At 56.4% G+C, this 18106-nt stretch carries 18 protein-coding genes; 7 read left to right on the top strand and 11 right to left on the bottom strand.

Features of this window, described 5'->3' with window-relative positions; translation table 11 throughout:
• The 6 genes from IIA05_08875 to IIA05_08850 all read right to left on the bottom strand — a co-directional run.
• A partial coding sequence (locus IIA05_08875; protein ID MCH9027212.1) for a hypothetical protein occupies positions 1 to 286 on the bottom strand: 286 nt, incomplete at its 3' end.
• Between the two features lie 866 nt (positions 287 to 1152).
• Positions 1153 to 1437 (bottom strand): hypothetical protein, encoded by a 285-nt coding sequence (locus IIA05_08870; protein MCH9027211.1) that lies wholly within the window; start codon positions 1435 to 1437, stop codon positions 1153 to 1155.
• A 125-nt stretch (positions 1438 to 1562) separates the two neighbouring features.
• Positions 1563 to 1805: a DNA-binding protein gene (locus tag IIA05_08865; GenBank protein MCH9027210.1), complete on the bottom strand. Its 243-nt coding sequence runs from the start codon at positions 1803 to 1805 to the stop codon at positions 1563 to 1565.
• A gap of 145 nt (positions 1806 to 1950) precedes the next feature.
• Complete coding sequence (locus IIA05_08860) at positions 1951 to 2562, bottom strand: hypothetical protein (GenBank protein MCH9027209.1); 612 nt, start codon at positions 2560 to 2562, stop codon at positions 1951 to 1953.
• A gap of 11 nt (positions 2563 to 2573) precedes the next feature.
• Positions 2574 to 3863: a tyrosine-type recombinase/integrase gene (locus tag IIA05_08855; protein ID MCH9027208.1), complete on the bottom strand. Its 1290-nt coding sequence runs from the start codon at positions 3861 to 3863 to the stop codon at positions 2574 to 2576.
• A 320-nt stretch (positions 3864 to 4183) separates the two neighbouring features.
• The gene (locus IIA05_08850; protein ID MCH9027207.1) at positions 4184 to 4549 is read right to left on the bottom strand and encodes a DoxX family protein; all 366 of its coding nucleotides are present in this window, start codon (positions 4547 to 4549) and stop codon (positions 4184 to 4186) included.
• A 163-nt stretch (positions 4550 to 4712) separates the two neighbouring features.
• Here IIA05_08850 and IIA05_08845 point away from each other — a divergent pair, with 163 nt between their 5' ends.
• Positions 4713 to 4907, top strand: coding sequence for a hypothetical protein (locus IIA05_08845; GenBank protein MCH9027206.1), 195 nt, complete (start codon positions 4713 to 4715; stop codon positions 4905 to 4907).
• A 168-nt stretch (positions 4908 to 5075) separates the two neighbouring features.
• Here IIA05_08845 and IIA05_08840 read toward each other — a convergent pair whose 3' ends face one another.
• The gene (locus tag IIA05_08840; GenBank protein ID MCH9027205.1) at positions 5076 to 7910 is read right to left on the bottom strand and encodes a TonB-dependent receptor; all 2835 of its coding nucleotides are present in this window, start codon (positions 7908 to 7910) and stop codon (positions 5076 to 5078) included.
• Positions 7911 to 8175: 265 nt separating this feature from the next.
• On the opposite strand from IIA05_08840, the gene IIA05_08835 reads away from it, so the two are divergent.
• The 4 genes from IIA05_08835 (at position 8176) to IIA05_08820 (ending at position 11884) form a co-directional block, all read left to right on the top strand.
• Entirely contained in the window at positions 8176 to 8592 is a 417-nt protein-coding gene (locus tag IIA05_08835; GenBank protein MCH9027204.1) for an MAPEG family protein, read from the top strand.
• A gap of 56 nt (positions 8593 to 8648) precedes the next feature.
• Positions 8649 to 9365 carry a hypothetical protein gene (locus IIA05_08830; protein ID MCH9027203.1) on the top strand — a complete coding sequence of 239 codons (717 nt, stop codon included), beginning with the start codon at positions 8649 to 8651 and terminating at the stop codon, positions 9363 to 9365.
• 9 nt (positions 9366 to 9374) lie between these two features.
• The gene (locus tag IIA05_08825) at positions 9375 to 9974 is read left to right on the top strand and encodes a hypothetical protein (protein MCH9027202.1); all 600 of its coding nucleotides are present in this window, start codon (positions 9375 to 9377) and stop codon (positions 9972 to 9974) included.
• Positions 9975 to 10081: 107 nt separating this feature from the next.
• Positions 10082 to 11884 (top strand): hypothetical protein, encoded by a 1803-nt coding sequence (locus IIA05_08820; GenBank protein MCH9027201.1) that lies wholly within the window; start codon positions 10082 to 10084, stop codon positions 11882 to 11884.
• A 99-nt stretch (positions 11885 to 11983) separates the two neighbouring features.
• On the opposite strand, the gene IIA05_08815 is transcribed toward IIA05_08820, so the two are convergent.
• Both IIA05_08815 and IIA05_08810 read right to left on the bottom strand, forming a co-directional pair.
• Entirely contained in the window at positions 11984 to 12838 is an 855-nt protein-coding gene (locus IIA05_08815) for a thiol:disulfide interchange protein DsbA/DsbL (GenBank protein ID MCH9027200.1), read from the bottom strand.
• A 37-nt stretch (positions 12839 to 12875) separates the two neighbouring features.
• A complete protein-coding gene (locus IIA05_08810; protein MCH9027199.1) occupies positions 12876 to 13481 on the bottom strand; it encodes a cytochrome c4 in 606 nt (201 codons plus the stop codon).
• Between the two features lie 113 nt (positions 13482 to 13594).
• Between IIA05_08810 and IIA05_08805 the strand changes: the two genes are divergently transcribed.
• Positions 13595 to 14224 (top strand): YihA family ribosome biogenesis GTP-binding protein, encoded by a 630-nt coding sequence (locus IIA05_08805; GenBank protein ID MCH9027198.1) that lies wholly within the window; start codon positions 13595 to 13597, stop codon positions 14222 to 14224.
• A 173-nt stretch (positions 14225 to 14397) separates the two neighbouring features.
• Here IIA05_08805 and polA read toward each other — a convergent pair whose 3' ends face one another.
• Both polA and IIA05_08795 read right to left on the bottom strand, forming a co-directional pair.
• Complete coding sequence (polA, locus tag IIA05_08800) at positions 14398 to 17094, bottom strand: DNA polymerase I (protein ID MCH9027197.1); 2697 nt, start codon at positions 17092 to 17094, stop codon at positions 14398 to 14400.
• Positions 17095 to 17096: 2 nt separating this feature from the next.
• Positions 17097 to 17285 carry a lipoprotein gene (locus tag IIA05_08795; protein ID MCH9027196.1) on the bottom strand — a complete coding sequence of 63 codons (189 nt, stop codon included), beginning with the start codon at positions 17283 to 17285 and terminating at the stop codon, positions 17097 to 17099.
• A gap of 151 nt (positions 17286 to 17436) precedes the next feature.
• Between IIA05_08795 and IIA05_08790 the strand changes: the two genes are divergently transcribed.
• Positions 17437 to 18105: an alpha/beta hydrolase fold domain-containing protein gene (locus tag IIA05_08790; protein MCH9027195.1), complete on the top strand. Its 669-nt coding sequence runs from the start codon at positions 17437 to 17439 to the stop codon at positions 18103 to 18105.
• Position 18106: the final 1 nt, after the last annotated feature.

Here is an 18106-nt window from a genome sequence, read left to right as displayed (position 1 = left end):
CCACGAGCTGCACCCTGTCGAGGCCAAAAGGCAGCTTGAAATGCAGCCCCGGATCAGTAATACCGATGACGCGGCCGAAGCGCTTGACAACGGCTCTCTCCTCCGGCTGCACCGTGTAAAACGAACTAAACGCGGCCCAAGCCAGAAAAGCGAGTCCGACGATGATGGCGATCTGCCTCGCTCCGGGACCGCCGGGCCGGCCCGTACTGCCGCCTCGTCGACCGGACCCGTCGGAGACGCCCGCCGCGCTCAGCAACTGTTCGATCAAATTTTTTGGCTGACTCATTATTCTTTCCCCATTGAGGCCCTTGGTGGCCAGCACAAGACTGGAGGCGCTGTGCGGCCGTCGACCCATTTTAGTTAGATCGCTCTAACTCCAGCGGCGCGGTACGGCGAGGCGCCTGATTCGCGAAAAACTCTCGCCTCATCAAAGATCTGACTATACAGCTTCCCGTTGGCGATCGCTCAGCCAAACGGTCGTGGCGCGCCGCCATTGGTTGCCGCTGCTGCGTGTCGGGCAGCGCCGAACGAAGCTGCGACAACTCGGCAGAGCGCACTGAGCAAGCTGCCGCAGCGATAGCGAGTCAATGATCCAACCATCGCCTAGCGCACTGACAATCACTACTCCAACAAGGGCAAGCCAAACCGGAACTTTGTAGTCCAGTATCTTCATAGGCCGGGTATATGCCAAACATAAACTGCCGTTAGCCCAAGATTGAATTTCCGCTTTTTGCCGAACGCTGCGGCCAATAGAAAGTCGCTCGTAAGTAGCATCTCGCGAAACGGACCTTGGCCGATAACTGACGAGTTCTGGTGTGCATCTGTGGGCCTCTATGGGCTCTCAGGTATCAAAAGTGTGTTGCAAGCGGTTCGAACACCGCATAGATAAAGGGCTCTGGAATGCATCCCGTCTTCGGGAGGCAGTGCTCCGGGGCGACAACCACAATGTCTGCTATTGGCCGTTTTGAGCGCGTCGCTGAGTTGCTCTTCGGATCAATTGAATGACCGCTCTTGGCCGAAAGCAGCCGGTCGGACCCTAGGATATCTAGCACTTTGAACGACCGCTTTTGGTGAAAGCAGACGTTCGACTAATTCCTGTGCGTTGGTCTCTTGGATCAACCCGGCTATTACCCGATATCACGAATACGCCGTCTAACCCGACCAATCGTCCGGCCATGGTTCCCCGGCCCGAGGGCCGAGCCCAATGGTCCCGGTAAACCGCATGGTTTTGCCTTGCCGGATCATCAGGTGGTACAGGCCTGCACCAAATTCGTTACGAATACTTTCAAGCAGCTCCGCATGCAACGCCCACTTTGCAAGAAAGGGCTTTATCGTCCGGCCCGAACTATCAACGCCGTAGACGTACACGATCTGATCCCAGTCATCTTCCGCCAAAATGACCCAAAGGCGTTCCCACATTCGAGTTTCACTGTCCATAAGGCGTATATCCCAGTAATTCCGGTGTGTGTGTTGGATGTGTTCTGCGGTGTGTTGGCCGGTGTGTCGACCAGTGTGTGGTCTCCATGCACGTGCCAGACCGCATAAAGATGGTTGTGCCCCACTTAGCCGTCACGACGGTGCTCCAACAGCCAGTCATCCAGGTCGTCGGCCAGATAAAGCACCTTGCGACCTATCTTGAGAAACGGCGGCCCTGCGGTTCGGTTTTGTCGCTTGCCGTTCATACGCGACTGGCGCAAGAAAGAGCGCGACATTCCGATATACGGTGCTGCCTGCTTCTCTGTTAGCAGCCGATGTCTGGGTGATCTTCCCAAGGAGTTCAATGATGTCCTGTCTTGCACGTTCATACCTCTCGTTGCACGTTGAACTACGAGCGGTAGGATCGGACACGAGTGCCCGACAAGAAAGGGGAACAGTTTGGGAAGACCTGGGCGTCTTGTCTATTGCACTACGCTAAGCGCTTGCTTTTTCTGGGGAAGTTTGCGGGTAAAATTATTCCGCCAATGTGGTTCGAGTGCCACCTTTCTTGGATTTCTTGGGATTGACAAGCGTAGCGATACGTTGCTCGGCGTTTTCGTCAAGGTCGAATTTCCCAGCCCTCAACCAGCACTCGATGTGTTGCCTGGGAGTTTTGTATCCTTTCTCAAAGCTACCGTCCGCGAAGAGCGCCACCCATGCCCTAACCGCAATAGCCAACTCTTCGGAGTAGAAGTCATGGTTCGGGTTCAGATACGGCGGAGTGTCTCCAGTTGATTTCAGCGTAAGCGCGTGCTCCCTACAGAATCGCTCCGCCTCATCCGCGGTGACAAAATGAATGCCCCGGTTGACCTCCACCGGTACCTCAAGCGTGAGAATTGCGTCGTCCTTTGGCCGCCTGACCTGACAAACTCGCGTGCACTGCGCGTTCAAGCTCTGAAGCAGATCTTCAGGCGCCAAGAACATCTGGCCTCTGACGATGTCCACGGTGTCGTCGCCCGATCGCACCGCCCAGTCATCAGCAATCACAGAGATCGATAGCTCGCCGCTTGCGCCGAAGCGGATGAGGGACTCAAGTGTTTCATTAACATCCCGGGCCAGCTCACACAGGTCACGTAGTCTATCCATTTCGACTGATCCTAGCGTTGTGCCGCAATTTCTGCGGGCAGTTCTACTTCATGTTCATCGGAGCGACAAAGTCTAGCAACCGCATCGGCTTTATGCTCGGGCGACAGGTGCGCGTACCGCAGGGTCATCGTTAGATCAGCGTGGCCCAACAACTCGCGCACCGTATTGAGATCAACGCCATTCATGACCAGGCGACTCGCAAAATGATGCCTGAGATCATGCCAGCGAAAATCAACGATCGCCGCACTGAGAAGCACGCGCTTCCAGGACGCCTTAACCGCCCACATGCGTTTGCCGTCTTTTCCGACGAATACCCACTCGGTTGACCTTGATTCGGATCGCCATTGCTGCAACGTTGTCAGCGCCTCGTGGTTGAGTGGAATGTGTCGAGTCTTGCCGCTCTTGGCATTGTCGCCACGAACGATGAGTTCTCGCCGCAGCAAGTCGACATCGGCCCACCTGAGTTGCAGAATCTCGCCGCGCCGAAGTCCTGTGTTGAGGCTCAAAAGCACCATCGGCTGCAAGTAGTCGGCGAATGCCACTGAAGAAAGATCCGGTAGCTCCTCGTGGTGCCGAGCGCGCCGCCAGGCATTGCCGCTCGCCCGATTCTTACGCAGGCGCTGATCGCGCTCGATCAGAGCGTTTCGCAATACACTTTCCTCTGTTGCGTTGAGATAGCGGGCGCGGGTTAAAGCGTCCGTACGTATCGGCTTGAGTTTCTGCAACGGGTTGGCATCCAGTAATTCCCACTCAACAGCCTTCGACAGACACGCTTTCAGTGTTGTGATATCGCGGTTGATCGTGGTCTTGGCTTTGCCACGCTTCAGCTCTTCGGAGCGCCATTTCTCGATGACCCACAGATTGATATCCACGAGTGGTCGCTGCATCAGGTGTGCAAAATTGCTTCGAAGACGCTTCACCGTGTCAGCACCCGACTTCCGTTGACTCGTCACCCATGGCTCGTATTGGTGGATCAAAAAACCGTCGAGGGTTCGCGACTTGGCTTGTTCCGCCAATAGACGCTCGTGCTTCTTCTGTGACTGTATATCTTCACCGGCAACTACCCGCGCCGAGAGCAACACGGCTTGATCGCGGGCTTGGGCCGGGCTCAACGCGTCACCATTGCCGATGCGATAACGGCCGCGTCTGCCCTGAGAGTTCCGGTAGGAGAAGTAATAGGTCTTTGCCCCGGACGGTTGGACTCGCAGCAAGAACCCTTTTAGCTCCGAATCGACTACCTCAAACGGCTTATCGCACGGTTGCAGCGATTGTAGAGTCCGGCTGGAGAGTTTTGCCTTCACGCCTCGTAAGTCCTCAGTAAGTCCAATTGCAGAACACTTGCGTGCACTGCAGCAGATCCAGGAGAACGCTGAGTGTAGGGCTAGTGATTGAGTAACAACAAATTTTCGTCATTCGTTGTTCATTGACGTTCATGGGCTAGTACGGCGATTCAACGCCTGCGCAGCCCTCCGAAGGCAGGGGTCACAGGTTCGAATCCTGTCGGGCGCGCCACTTTTTCCCGGTGCATTCCGGTCACATGGTTTACACCTTATACTGGAGACATAGTTAAACCTTTCTCCGGTGCGAATGGACTTTCGATGGGCTCGAACCGACCCATTCTCTAGGCGTCGTTGCCCTTCGCGGCGAGATAAAGCGCTGTCATCAGCATCAAAAGTTGAAACTCCATGCCGCCATTCATGACACTAAAGCCATTTTTGGCATGAACCATCACGATGGCGCCGATCATGACGACGATAACGATCAGGGCGCCCAGCCGAGTCAGCATCTCCTTGCCAAACGCGCCTGCGATCAACATCGCGCCTGCGGCGATTTCACCAAGAGCCAGGATCCAGATGGCGGCGACGGGCATGCCCATCATCGGTTCCACGATCGGAAATTTACCCCAACCATGATAAAGGAAGGTCGCGGCCAGAGACAGGCGCAGACCCCAGTGTACATGGGGAGACAAGCTACTGAGAAAGTTCATACCTCTTTCCTCTTTATGGTTATTCAGATCGAAGGCTACACCAAACCGCGGGTTATATCGCCGATTCGCCGGTTAGCAGCGCTATCTGCTATGGTTTGCTTAGACTAAAATCAGTCAGATCGTGGTTATCGTGCAGACATCCAATTAGGCACAGGGGCGGGACATGAAGCACCCTGCAATGGCGAAGAAATCCATGTTGATGATGATACTAATCATCGGTATTGGTTTTTTGAGCCTGCTAAGCAACGCAACTCTTGCCGTACCGACAGCTGCGGACTTTGCGGAATTGCCGATGTTTACCGATCTTGAAATTTCTCCTGGCGGCGAGTTTCTGGCTGCGCGTGTCAACAACACCTGAGTCTTTACGTTAACCGACTCAAGTTCCTGACAGAAACCGAGAAATTCCTGGCCGATTGCCTGAACTAGGAGGATGCGTTCATTGCCCTCGGCGAGTTCCGTTTTTGGCCGAGCCGGTTGGCCCGGCGGGAAAAACCCGCGTCGGATTGTATCCCTTTTCTGAACCGGCCTAGAGGTTTTTCTCGTAGCGGATGTAGGGAACGCGACCGTAGATGTCATGCAGCTGGTTGCTGTAAAAGCTAAAAATCTCCTCAAGCGGTGGATCTCGGTCGAAGATATTACGTGCCCCGATAGTCAGCTTGCCGTCCCCGGGCGTATCCCAGCCGAATTGAAGATCCCAGGTAACGAAAGAACCGATCCGCGATTCGAATGGCGCTCCATCGAAAAAGATAGGAGCGGCCGCCATGCCGTTACCGACCAGCACGCTGCTGAAATCGCCAAGCGACCAGTCCAGTGACACGGTGGCCCGCCAGGGCGGCAAGAAAAAGAATTGCTTCGGTATCAGACCCAGCCCATCGCCCCTGTCGATATCATTGTAATGCATCTTGCTGCCCTGGAACTTGGCGCCGAAATCGCCAACGGCGCCAAGCGAGAATTGGTAATTGACCATCAGGTCGAAGCCGGCAGTCCTGGTTTTGCCGGCATTGAAATTGAGAGCCTTCGCCGATAGTACCGAACCATTCGGCGCGCGCTCGATGGCGAGGGCGCCGAGATCGATGCCTTGCAGGCCACCCATGTTGTCACGCAGTTCACGGTCGAACACGAACTGCAGGCCAACGCCCAGGGGTTCGTCCTCAAGCTCTATTCGGTAGTAATCGAAACTCATCGTCAAACTGTCGCTCGGGCTCCAGACGATGCCTGCGTTGAGATTCTCCGATAGCTCCGGCTTCAAATCCGGGTTACCGCCGGATATGCCGGCAAAAACCATGCGGCTGCACGGGTGGCCTCCTGGCCATTTATCGATGTCTTCATCGATATCCTGAATCCCGTTGGCATCGGTGTCACCGGCGTTAAAGCACAATGTCGAATCCTGCGCACGCGAAACCCCAAGGAGTTCGGGATCATAGAGCTGGCGAAAGGTTGGTGCACGGAAGCCCTGCCCCCAACTGCTCCTGATCAGCAAGCTGTCGGTCGGACGCCAGCCGATGGATACCTTCGGGTTGACGGTGGTGCCAAAATCATTGTAACCGTCATAACGAACGGCCAGGTTGATCGACAGATTATCCAGGATCGGGATCTCCGTCTCGACGAAAACCGATTTGACCGTGCGTGCCGCGGCAAGGTCGAGGACTTGGCCCACGCCGCCAAAAGCTCGGCCCGCATTGGTCTGCGCATCCCAGTCCTCGATGTATTTCGTGTCCTGGTACTCGGCGCCGACCACGATTGGCGCGGGCCCATTCCTGGTCTGAAACAGGTCCCAGCTTAGTGAGGCGTCGAAGCCAACGTAGCGATGCTCGCTGTTGGTGAAAGCATTGTGCGTGAAAGAAGCGGCGGCATCTGCGCTGGTTGGGCCGTTCACGCCAAAAATGTCGAAACTGCCGTCGTCGATCGCGCTTTGCAGAGAATCCTGGAACAACTGGCCATCCGAGGTGTCATCGCTGGTCTGCTTGCTGTATTGCAGACCGACGGTCCACTCGGAACCGCCGAACCAATCGGACGCGCCTGTGAAGCCCACCAGGTAATCATAGAAATTATCGGTGACATTACTGGTGCGCAAGCCACCCGGGATATTGCGATAAAAAATCGTTAAGTCGAATGGACCGACCGCATCGGCGATCCGATCGCCATTTGCATCAAACTGCGAATAGTCGTTGCAGGGCGTGATTCCGTCGGTCTGGAATTCGCAGGGAATCGCCGGCAGGTGGGCGGGATTGAAGGCGACTGCGCCGGGCGCCGTCGGGTTGTTGGGGTTGGCGGCGCTCATGGTCGGTGCGAACGGCGAACCACCGACGATTGGCGCGGGCGCGTACACACCGAAGCTGTTGTTTTTCGAATAAGTGCCACGGGCAAAAAAATCGATGTCCTCGTTAACGTGGTAGTTGGCGTTGATAAACAGACTGTCACGTTTGATCGATGCCTCGGTTGCCGAGGTCGCTGCGTAATTGAAGCGGCATCTGGACTGGACAAAGGTGCCGAACGGGAAGACAAACTCTTGTGCGTCAATCCGCGAATTTGGAAACTCCGCATTGGTGTCGAGCGCAGACGGGCAGCGAGCGTCGGCAAAGGTGCCGAGGAAGCCAAAGCCACCCGGGTCGCTGACCAGGAACGAGCCGGGGAAGCCAAACGAGCTGAGCCCCAGGTTTGTGAACTCGCGGTCGCGATCAAATACGATCGTTTTTTCGGTATGTTCCATGCTGAACAGGATATGGCCCTTGCCGGAACCGACTCCACCGGTGACCGAGTAAGCGACTTCATCGCCGCCGGCCTGGCTCGGGCGGCTGCCGCGGGCACGGATCTGCACGCCATCGAAGTCGTCGCGCAAAATAATGTTAACCACGCCCCCGACTGCGTCCGAGCCATAAACCGCAGATGCGCCGTCCCTGAGGACTTCAATGCGCTCGACCGCTTCCATCGGGATAATGTTGAGGTTCTGGACTGAGCCCTGGCCGAAAGTTGGCGACCCGGCCATCCGCCGTCCGTCCAGCAGCACCAGCGTTTTGCCCGGGCCGAGACCGCGAAGATTGACCGTAGACTGGGACTGGGCGGAATTGCCCGAGCGTTCCTTGAATGAGCCGATCTGGTTTATGCTGGAGCCACGAAGAACTTCGGAGATCGAAATGTCGCCGGTTGCTTCGATGTCGGCGCGGGTGATCACCGTGACCGGTTGCGGCGCCTCGATATCCACGCGGCGGATGCGTGAGCCGGTAACGACGACCATACCCTGCTCGGCGATGTCTTCATCATCGTCCTGGGCGAGCGCCGTGTTCTGCGCCAGTAACGACGTGGCAGCCGCCGACATCGCCAAGGCCGCACGAATGGATTTGCTTAGGTTCAGCAGCTTCATTTGCTCTCTCCCAGCTTCTTTTTCTGGTTATTTGTCGATAACCATAGCAGAAAACGCTGTTTTGGCTTTTGTTGGGTTCAGTTTTGCTGTTTTTTTGGCGGATACTGCGATGCACAATTATCGATTCAATTTGTGTCGGGGTTCTTTGCGCCTTTCAAAAACAACGTTGCCGTGGCATCGTGCCCGGTGTCGGGTGGACCGCTCGATATCCTGATGAAATAATCGGTTAGCAATTCAATCCAGCTTGAAGAAAAGGGATCAGCGTATGGAAATCATTTACCCGATGTTTGCGATGTTTGCGCTAACTATATTTGTGGTCTTTCGTATGGCCTATTTACGCTTTGCTGCTGCAAAAAGCGGGCAAATCAATCCACGGTTTTTCAAGACTTACGACGGATACGATGAACCCGAGCATTTGCGGGTGATCTCGCGCCATTCGATTAATCTTTACGAAATGCCGGTGCTTTTTTACGTAGCCGGAATGCTGATACTGCAGACTGGCCAGACTGGTGTCTTGACGCTCTCGCTGGCGTGGGCCTATGTGGGGCTACGTTATGTCCACAGCTATATACACCTGACCAGCAACAAGTTGATTCACCGCTTTCGCGTATTCGTGCTTGGCTGTCTTGTACTGATCGCGCTGTGGCTGACGCTGATTGTCAGGGTGATGACAGCTGGCTAGGCAATATCATCCGGGTTCCTTTTTTTGACCCGAGCTGCCAGAGACCGCGACCAGCTATGTCTCGTCTGACTGATTTTTTACAGCAACTCAGCCAGCGCCGCGTTATCCGCGCCGGCGTTTTATACGCGGCCGGTGTGTGGTTGATTCTGCAGGCTGCCGACTTGCTGGCACAGGCGGATATGGTCAGTAATGACTTTGTGCGCTGGATGATCCTGCTTGCCCTGATTTTTTTCCCGGTTACTCTGGCGCTGACCTGGTTCTTCGAACACCCATGGCATGGGCGGCCATGGCTTGCGGTGGCCGGTGATATCGCGATGTTATTTATGGTCACACTTGCGGCCGGGCTTCTGGCTCATCAGCAGTGGTCCAAATCTTTCACGCGACCGATGGTAGCCGTATTGAACCTGGAACCGACGGATACACGGCCGGGCACCGGCGATCTGGCGAACCACCTGGCGTCGCGTTTGCGCATGCTGCTGGCAACCTTGCCGGAAATCCAGGTGCTGGAACTCTCGAGCAGTCAGCATCCATCGCTGACCGCGTTGCCGGTCAAAGAAAAGGCGAAACTCTTACAAGCGGATTACCTGCTGGCCGGCACGGTCAACCAGTCGAGGAAGAATCTTCGAGCGAGCATCCAATTGTTCGATGCAAACGGGAAACTCCTTTGGAGTGAAAGATTTAGCGATCGATTGATAAACCAGCAATCCTTGCAATACTCGATCATGGCGGCGGTCTGGCCGGCACTTGGGCTCGATGAATCCCGCTTGCTGTAAATTCGCGAAATGATTCGAGGTTGCGCATACCCGGTCGACGAAAATGCCGTCAGAGCCATCGCAACGCTAGGGGGACGATTGGGCGGGCGGGAAACCTACGGTTTGCAGGAATATGAGCTAATGGTGTCGGAACTGGATGCGCTGATCGGCGGCACAGAGGAAAATGGTTTCCTGCACCTGCTCAGAGCCAGATCGCGTTGGCACATACTGAACTTGTCGCCGGCAAACAAAAAGACGGTTCTGCAGCGACTGGTCATGAAAGACCTGGAGGACGCATCCTATTTATGTTCGTCCCATCCCGGTACTCAACTGTACCGCCTGCAGTTCACACGGACACTGGAAAGACCGGATACAGACTATGCCGAATTGCTCGATCAGTATCCGAACGCAGCCTCGATCAGAAAATCGCTGGCCCGGATCGCCATCGACAACGGCGATATCGAGACAGCGATCGATCTCGCACGGCAGGCGTTCGAGTTGGACCCGTTTGCCGCCGACCTGTACTGCTCTTACCAGCAACTGGCACAGACCAGTGAAAATGCCGAATGGCAGGAGCAACTTACCATGGTCTCCGATAACGCCGGAAGAAGAAAAAACTGCCAACCATAGGCTGCCACTTTTGTATTTGGTATTGTGCGTCGAGCAAACTGGCAAAGCCTGAACTATATTGGAATCGGTACCAGCCTCGTGGCCGAAAAAACAAATAAGGAGCAGGAATGTCTAATATCAAAACGCTGTGGGACCGGTTGCAACGCCGTCATGTCATCCGCGCGGCCGTCGCCCACGTGGTTTTTTTCTGGCTGCTGGTGCAGTTTGCCGATGTGGTCCTGCCCTATGTCGGTATCGTCGATAACCCGATCCGGTGGACGATTATTGCCGGAGTAGCCTTGTTCCCGGTTACCGTCGGGGGTGCGTGGCTGTTGGAGCATCCGTGGCACAGCCATGGTCGCGGGCGGATGACGGTTGACCTGCTCGTGCTTGCTGTGATCGTATTGGGCGCAGGCCTTTATGCTTGGCGGAATCTGCCCGAGGGCACGCTGAGCCGTACCAGTATCGTGGTGTTGCCGTTTTCCGGTGAAGGCGACAGCGCATTGACACGCACCATTTCTCGCGCATTGACCTATGAGATCAACAGCTTGTTAATGCGTTCCCGGCGCTTCGATGTCATCGGCTTCGAGTCCGCGACTTCTGCGCTGCTCGATGGGCTGAACCTGCCGCAGGTTGCACGAAGACTCAAGGTCAAGCACATCCTGACCGGCAGCATTCGCATGGATGGCGATTTGATGAGTATCGATACCCGGCTGGCGGATGAGAATGGCGAGCTGATCTGGAGCAGCCAGATCAGCGATGACGTGGATCGTTTGTTTGCGACGCAGGAATTGATCGCCAGCGCTGTCGCCCGTGAACTGGGTGGTTCTGCAGGTCAACAAAAGGTGCAAGAGACCATCGCGCAGCGTTGCGAGATGCCGGCGGATCCGGCGGTGCTGGAGAAATATTACACGGCTCGTTACCACGTCGAGAAGCGGGGGATGGATGTGGACACGCTATACACCGCCGTTAGCTTGTACCAGGAATTGATCGAAGCTGATCCGGATTTTGCCGAGGCGAGATCGGGTTTGGCCTGGGCATATCTATTTATCAATTTCTATGACGAAACACTGGATGGCAGTGAAAAACAGGAGAATGACCGGAAGTCGAAGGAACAGGCCAGGCAGGCGTTTGCCCTGTGCGAACACCTGGGTGAGGCGATGGTTATTTTGCCCAACCAGTACGACCATCCGAATCGCTGGATCAATGCTTACCAGAATCTTGCGGCGGCGGTAGAGATGCAGCCCAACAAGCTCATGCTCCATGACCATCTCAATCGGCATCTGGTGGATGCCGGGCGGAAATCAGATTCGCGCGAAGCGGTACGCAATACCTATCTGATGAATCCGCTGTCGGTGCGCGCTGTCAGAAGCTACGCGTTGGCGCTGATGGAGCCCGAGACAATCGACGAGGCGGTCAGGATGTTTGAACGGGCCGCGGAACTGGGCCGGGAAGGGCCGAATTTTGCGGCGCAGATGAAAAAGATGTACGCCTGCCAGAAAGACGTCGAATGTTTCGTCGAGAATCTACCGCCGCATTTACAGCCCTACAAAGAGCAAATGCGGCTTGTATTCACGGTGCCGGAGAATGCGGAGCAGCTTGACGCGTCACTGGGCGCCGCGCGTGAATTACTCAAGGAACAGCCGTGGATGATAAACCGGTTTAATGCTTCAGCTTGCTGGAATGAGCATCTGACGCCGATTTTTTTCGATGCTTACGAAACGGAGGCGTACTGGTACTGGCCTAATGTATGGATTCGCGATTGTGGGCGCGTCCATCGACTGCAGGAATTTAAAGACCTGGTGGAAGAGGCAGGTCTGGTCGAATACTGGCGGCAATTTGGCTGGGCCGATGCCTGCCGGCCGCTGGGTGAGGATGATTTCATTTGCGATGGTTATCCCATCGAAGAGGACGGCCCCGGCGAAACCTAGCTGCGCTATCTGCTGGTGCGGGATATTTGTCAGGCTGAAAGAGGCAACAAAAAACGCCCGCTGAAGGCAGCGGGCGTTTCCTTGCTCAAGAACGGCCGATTAGTTGCGCTCGCGATTTTCCTGCGCGGCCAGGTCATCCATCAGCGCGATCAGGTTTTCATAGCCGCCGACCTTGTCGGCGGCCGATACATACTTCCCGTTGATGACCACCGCAGGCACGCCGCTGATCTGGTAACGCCGGGTCAGCTTGTCTGCCTGGCGTACCTTCGAATCCACTTCGAAGGAGTTGAACGCCTTGAGAAAATCTTGCTCGCTGATACCGAAGCCGGAGAAGAACTTGGTGAGCCGATCCGGGGTATTCAGCGGATTTCTGTTGCTGTGAAATTCGCGGAAAAACGGTATCGAGATTTGTTCCGCTATACCCAGTTGTACCGCCGCGTAATAAGCGCGTGAGTGTTCGCGCGCCAGCGGGTTGAAAGTCGCCGGGATGCGTACGAATTCGACGTATGAGGCTTTGTTTTTTAGCCACTGTTGAATATGCGGCTGGAAGTTGTAGCAATGCGGACAGCTGAACATAAACACTTCCGCGACTTCGATCTTCTCGGGCGGGCTTGAAGTCGGCTGCGCCGGTATCAGCGACGTGTAATGCTTGCCATCGATAAATCGGGACTCGCGAGCCGCTTGCGATGGGTCCGGGTCCGCCTGGGCAAGGACGATTTTCTCGCTGGCTTTGGGCTCTTCTTCGGCGGCGTCATCGGATTCGCCCGCGGCGATTACCTGCTCTTCTTCTTCGATCGCCATCTCCGCTGTGGCGTCCGCCGCTTCCGTGGCATCGGTTTCGGCAATTTGCTCCGCCGGGATTTCTACGGCAGTACTCAAGGCCTGATCCGCGCTATCCGAACAAGCGCTGCCGAGGGCGAAAAGAAAAAGAATCAGTAGCGTTTTCAGATTCATGATTTATGTTCCGTGGTCTGGTGTATAGCAATGATGGTCAATGCAATCCCTGCAAATAGGAAGCCACGGCGATGATTTCCTCATCGCTCAGGCGGGCCGCTACGTTGCGCATTTGCTGGTCTGGATCGGTCCGGCGCGCGCCGGAACGAAAGGCCCTGAGCTGGGCTTCGGTATAGGCTGCATGCTGACCGCCCAGCGCCGGATATCCGGCCGGCGCCACGCCGTGACCATTCGGTCCATGACACGCATAGCAGGCCGGAATAATGGCCTCCCCCACGACGCCTGCCCGGTAGATTTTCTGACCAAGAGGGACCAGTGCGAGGTCGGCCTCGCCATGCCCGGATTCCTGTGCCTCGTAAAAGGCCGCCAGGTCTGCCATGTCCTGATCGGACAGTATCATCGCAAGCGGCGTCATCAACGGGTCCTGGCGATCGCCATTCTTGAAGCCTTCCAGTTGCTCGATCAGGTATCTCTGATTCTGACCGGCCAGCCGCGGCCAGGCCGGGTTTACGCTGTTGCCGTCCGCGCCGTGGCAGGCGGCACAGGCTGCGGATTTTTGTTTGCCTGCTTCAACCGATCCCTCGGCTAGAGCGATGTTCTGGCTGAACATCGACAATACGGCAATAATAAACATGCGATACATTGTGCTCAGCCTCCCCCGTCTTTTTGGCCCCCGCGCTGGAAAATAGACGGGTTGTCGCAAGCGCAGCATTGTACACTAAAAGCCTTTATTTCAGTCCACCATAGAACGACATAATGTCTCCATTCAACCAGGCCGAATTCGTGATCAGCGCCAACCGGCCGGCGCAGTTTCCGCCGGATAAGGGCAGCGAAGTGGCTTTTGCGGGCCGCTCCAATGTCGGCAAGTCCAGCGCCCTGAACGCGATTGCCGGCAGGAAGAGCCTGGCACGAACCAGCAAGACGCCGGGGCGCACCCAGTTGGTCAATTTCTTTGCCTTGCCGGATGGCGATCGCCTGGTCGATTTGCCCGGTTATGGTTATGCGCGAGTTCCCGCAGCAGTGAGGCGACACTGGCGGCACTTGATGGAGGCCTACTTTAGGCAAAGAAGATCATTGGCGGGCCTGATCCTGGTGATGGATGCACGCAGGCCGCTGACCGAGTTCGACCGCCAGATGCTGGCCTGGTCCGAGGGTGTTGGTTGCCTGACCCATATTTTGCTGACCAAGGCCGACAAACTTAGCCGCGGAAAGGCCTCGGCGATGCTACACGAGGTCAGGTCCGCGGTTGACGCGGAAACATCGGTCCAGTTGTTTTCGGCTACCAAGAAATCTGGCATCGATCAGGCGCGGGAAGCGCTGATGGCCTTGCTGAATCGGCAGCCGGTCGCCAGCGCAAATTACCGGCAAAAAAATCCCCGGGGCTAAATTGCACCGGGGAAATGAACCCGGAATGGGGATGCCGGGTGCTAGCTTGCTCAGGGAGGTAAGCAAGCGAGCTGCATTTCTGCGCTCATTCAGTAAGAGTGCCGCGATGCAAGAAAGTTCCGGGCTTGGACCAGTTTCTAGATCACCGACGCGACGGCAGCCGGACCGGCAGACTAATGAGCTTCGTCCCAGTTCTCACCGAAGCCCAGATCGACTTTCAGGGGAACATTTAGCGTTGCAGCGCTGGTCATCAGTTCCCGAATACGCTCGCCGGCCTCCTCGACCCGGGACTCGGGGACTTCCAGAACCAGTTCGTCGTGAACCTGCATCAGCAGGCTGATGTCCGTGGCTTCACGCTGGATCCAGTCATCGACCTGGATCATCGCCATTTTGATGATATCGGCCGCGGTGCCCTGCATCGGTGCGTTGATCGCGCTGCGCTCGGCGTACTGTCGTCGTTGCGAATTGCGTGCGTTGATCTCAGGCAGGTACAGGCGGCGGCCGAAAACAGTCTCGACATAGCCTTGCTCCCTGGCCAGTTGGCGGGTGTTGTCCATATATGCCCTGACGCCCGGGTAGCGGTCGAAGTAGAGGTCTACGTAATCTTGCGCTTCACCGCGCCTGATGTTCAGTTGGCGCGCCAGGCCAAATGCCGACATCCCGTATATCAAGCCAAAATTAATCGCCTTGGCTGAACGACGCTGATCATCGCTGACCTCATCGAGGGCAACCGAGAACACTTCGGCCGCGGTCGCGCGGTGGATATCCTGGTCATCGGCAAAGGCTTGCAAAAGGCCCTCGTCGCCTGACAGGTGAGCCATGATTCTCAACTCGATCTGGGAATAGTCGGCGGCGAGAAGCCGACGCCCATCCGGGGCGACAAAAGCCTGGCGAATGCGCCGGCCTTCTGCGGTCCGGATCGGGATATTCTGCAGATTCGGGTCGCTCGATGACAAGCGGCCGGTCGCCGTGACTGCCTGGTGGTACGAAGTGTGTACGCGGCCGGTGCGCGGGTTGATTTGCTCGGGCAGGCGGTCGGTATAGGTGGATTTGAGCTTGGACAGCATCCGGTAGTCGAGAATCAACCGGGGCAGCTCATAGTCCGCGGCGAGTTCCTGGAGTACGTCCTCTGCAGTCGACGGTTGCCCTTTGGGCGTTTTCCGAATAATTGGCAGCTGTTGTTTCTCGAACAGTATTTCCTGCAGTTGTTTTGGCGATCCCAGGTTGAACGGCTGGCCGGCGGCTTCATGGGATTGTTTTTCCAGTTCCTGCAGACGCACGGCGATTTCCGCGCTCTGCTCTCGCAGCAGATCGGCATCCAGCAATACGCCGGTGCGCTCCATCCGCAGCAGGACCGGGACCAGCGGCTGCTCGATTTCCTCGTACAAGGCGCAGAGTTTTGGCACAGCTTTCAGTTGGCGCCACAACTCGTGGTGCAAGCGCAAGCTAATGTCCGCATCCTCTGCCGCGTACGGTCCGGCCTGCTCCAAAGAGACTTGGTTGAAGGTCAGTTGCTTCGCGCCCTTGCCGGCGACATCCTCAAAAGAAATAGTCTTGGCGCCGAGGTATCGCCTGGCAACCGAATCCATGTCGTGGCGGGTCGCCGTGCTGTTCAACACGTAGGATTCGAGCATCGAGTCATATTTCATGCCCCTCATGCGGATTCCGTAATTGGCCAGTATGTGCGCGTCGTATTTCAGATGATGACCGACTTTTTGCAATTTCGGGTTTTCAAGTAGCGGCTGCAGGGTCGCGAGCACTTCGTCACGTGACAACTGGTCCGGCGCACCCGGGTAATCGTGAGCCACCGGCAGGTAGGCCGCCTCACCTTCCTCGACCGCAAAAGACAGCCCGACGATCTGGGCGTTCATGTAGTCGAGACTGTCGGTTTCGGTATCGATAGCGATCAGCTGCGCCTGCTCCAGCTTTTTGAGCCAGACGGAAAAATCCTTGTGCGTAAAAATGGTCTGGTATTTGCCGCTGACCGGTTTGGCAGCGGTTGCCTCTACTTCCGGTTCCGGCAGCTTGCGCAACAACGAGTTCATCTCCAGGCGCTGATACAGCTTTCTGAGTCTATCGATATCCGGCTTGCCCGGCGCAAGATCCTGCGCGCCCTGGTCCAGATCGAGATCGCAGCGTATCGTCGCGAGCTTGCGCGACAATTCTAACTGTTCGAGATTTTCACGCAGACTTTCGCCGACCTTGCCCTTGATCTGATCGGCGTTGGCCACGATTTTGTCCAGCGTTGCATACTGGTTCAGCCATTTGGCCGCGGTCTTCGGTCCGACTTTCGGGACGCCGGGGATATTATCGGAGCTGTCGCCGGTCAGGGCCAGAAAATCCACGATCTGCTCCGGGTAAACATCGAACTTGTCCTTGACGCCATCTCGATCCATGGTTTTGCCGGTCATCGTGTTGACCAGCGAAATGTTGTCGTTGACCAGTTGCGCCATGTCCTTGTCGCCGGTTGATATGACCGTGACCATGTTTTCCTGGTCCGCCCAGCGCGCCAGCGTGCCGATCACGTCATCGGCCTCGACACCCGGGGTTTGCAGCAGCGGTAAGCCCATGGCCCTGACCGCCTCGAGTATCGGATCGATCTGTGAGCGAAGTTCGTCGGGCATGGGCGGGCGGTTCGCCTTGTAATCCTCGTACATCTCGTCCCTGAAAGTCTTGCCACCCGCATCGAAAACCACCGCGATATGCTCGGGCTGATAATCACGGATCAGTTTTTGCAGCATATTGAGCACGCCGTGGATTGCGCCGGTCGGTTCGCCTTTCGATGTGGTTAGCGGCGGCAGGGCGTGAAACGCGCGATAGAGGTAACTGGATCCGTCAACCAGGACCAGGACTTTTCTCTTTTCAGGCATGCTCAGGGTTGATCCTGCGCGTCGTCATCCTGGCTGTCTTTTGCCGTTTCGGGCGGTCGTTCATCGGCGCTGCTGATTGTCGTTTCAGGTTCAGGGTCTGTCGGCAGGTACAAGTCACCGCTCTGCCCGCAACCGGACAGGAGCGGCAACGCGGCAAAAAAAGCGGCTGGGAACGGCGAGTGTTTTTTCATTTCGGCCTCGATGATTTGTTTGCCCAGAGTATAGCCCAGCCACGCTGGCGGTTGGTCCGCTGCAACCGGAGCAACGGCGCGAGCGCATTGGTCAATAATCTGGGCTAATATCGCTGCTGTTTTGCCTGTTCAGCGAAGATTGGAGGATCACTTGGACGAATATTTGCAAACCGTGGAAATCGAAACAGGGGAGGAACCCGAAGCTTCTGTCTTGTGGTTGCACGGTCTTGGCGCAGACGGGCACGATTTCGAGTCCATCGTTCCCGAACTCGATTTGCCGTTCCCGGTGCGCTACGTATTCCCGCACGCGCCGGTCAGGAACGTCACGATAAACAATGGCATGGCCATGCGTGCCTGGTATGACATCTACTCCTTCGAGCGCGGCGGGCCGGTTGACGAAGCCGGTATGCGGGATAGTCAGCAGAGTGTCGAGGCCCTGCTCAAACGGGAGCAGCAACGAGGTATTTCTCCTCAGCGCACCGTGCTGGCCGGTTTTTCACAAGGTGGCGCGATTGCCTTGCAGGCAGGCCTGGCTTATCCACGCCGCCTGGCCGGGATCATGGGATTATCTTGTTACCTGCCGTTGCAAAAGGGTTTCGAGAAATCGTGCAGCCAGGAGAATCTGGCCACACCGGTATTGCTCGCCCACGGCAGCATGGATCCGGTTTTGCCGCAGGCCCTGGGCGAGAATGCGCGCGATTTTCTGATCCAGCAAGGCTACTCGGTTGAGTGGCGCAGTTATCTGGTGGCCCATGGCGTGTGCCAGGCGGAGATCCAGGACATCGGCCGCTGGCTGAGCCGCGTTCTGGAAAAGCGCTGAA

Source organism: Pseudomonadota bacterium, from assembly GCA_022572885.1.
In the GTDB taxonomy this organism is placed as follows: Bacteria; Pseudomonadota; Gammaproteobacteria; order Steroidobacterales; family MnTg04; genus MnTg04.
Note: the sequence above shows the minus strand (reverse complement) of the source record. Positions and strands in the feature narration are given on the sequence as shown.

Bases quoted from the DNA above. Each gene is read 5' to 3' on its own strand.
- IIA05_08870 (MCH9027211.1), bottom strand. From the start codon at position 1,437: ATGGACAGTGAAACTCGAATGTGGGAACGCCTTTGGGTCATTTTGGCG.
- IIA05_08865 (MCH9027210.1), bottom strand. From the start codon at position 1,805: ATGAACGTGCAAGACAGGACATCATTGAACTCCTTGGGAAGATCACCC.
- IIA05_08860 (MCH9027209.1), bottom strand. From the start codon at position 2,562: ATGGATAGACTACGTGACCTGTGTGAGCTGGCCCGGGATGTTAATGAA.
- IIA05_08850 (MCH9027207.1), bottom strand. From the start codon at position 4,549: ATGAACTTTCTCAGTAGCTTGTCTCCCCATGTACACTGGGGTCTGCGC.
- IIA05_08845 (MCH9027206.1), top strand. From the start codon at position 4,713: ATGAAGCACCCTGCAATGGCGAAGAAATCCATGTTGATGATGATACTA.
- IIA05_08840 (MCH9027205.1), bottom strand. From the start codon at position 7,910: ATGAAGCTGCTGAACCTAAGCAAATCCATTCGTGCGGCCTTGGCGATG.
- IIA05_08835 (MCH9027204.1), top strand. From the start codon at position 8,176: ATGGAAATCATTTACCCGATGTTTGCGATGTTTGCGCTAACTATATTT.
- IIA05_08830 (MCH9027203.1), top strand. From the start codon at position 8,649: ATGTCTCGTCTGACTGATTTTTTACAGCAACTCAGCCAGCGCCGCGTT.
- IIA05_08825 (MCH9027202.1), top strand. From the start codon at position 9,375: ATGATTCGAGGTTGCGCATACCCGGTCGACGAAAATGCCGTCAGAGCC.
- IIA05_08820 (MCH9027201.1), top strand. From the start codon at position 10,082: ATGTCTAATATCAAAACGCTGTGGGACCGGTTGCAACGCCGTCATGTC.
- IIA05_08815 (MCH9027200.1), bottom strand. From the start codon at position 12,838: ATGAATCTGAAAACGCTACTGATTCTTTTTCTTTTCGCCCTCGGCAGC.
- IIA05_08810 (MCH9027199.1), bottom strand. From the start codon at position 13,481: ATGTATCGCATGTTTATTATTGCCGTATTGTCGATGTTCAGCCAGAAC.
- IIA05_08805 (MCH9027198.1), top strand. From the start codon at position 13,595: ATGTCTCCATTCAACCAGGCCGAATTCGTGATCAGCGCCAACCGGCCG.
- polA (MCH9027197.1), bottom strand. From the start codon at position 17,094: ATGCCTGAAAAGAGAAAAGTCCTGGTCCTGGTTGACGGATCCAGTTAC.
- IIA05_08795 (MCH9027196.1), bottom strand. From the start codon at position 17,285: ATGAAAAAACACTCGCCGTTCCCAGCCGCTTTTTTTGCCGCGTTGCCG.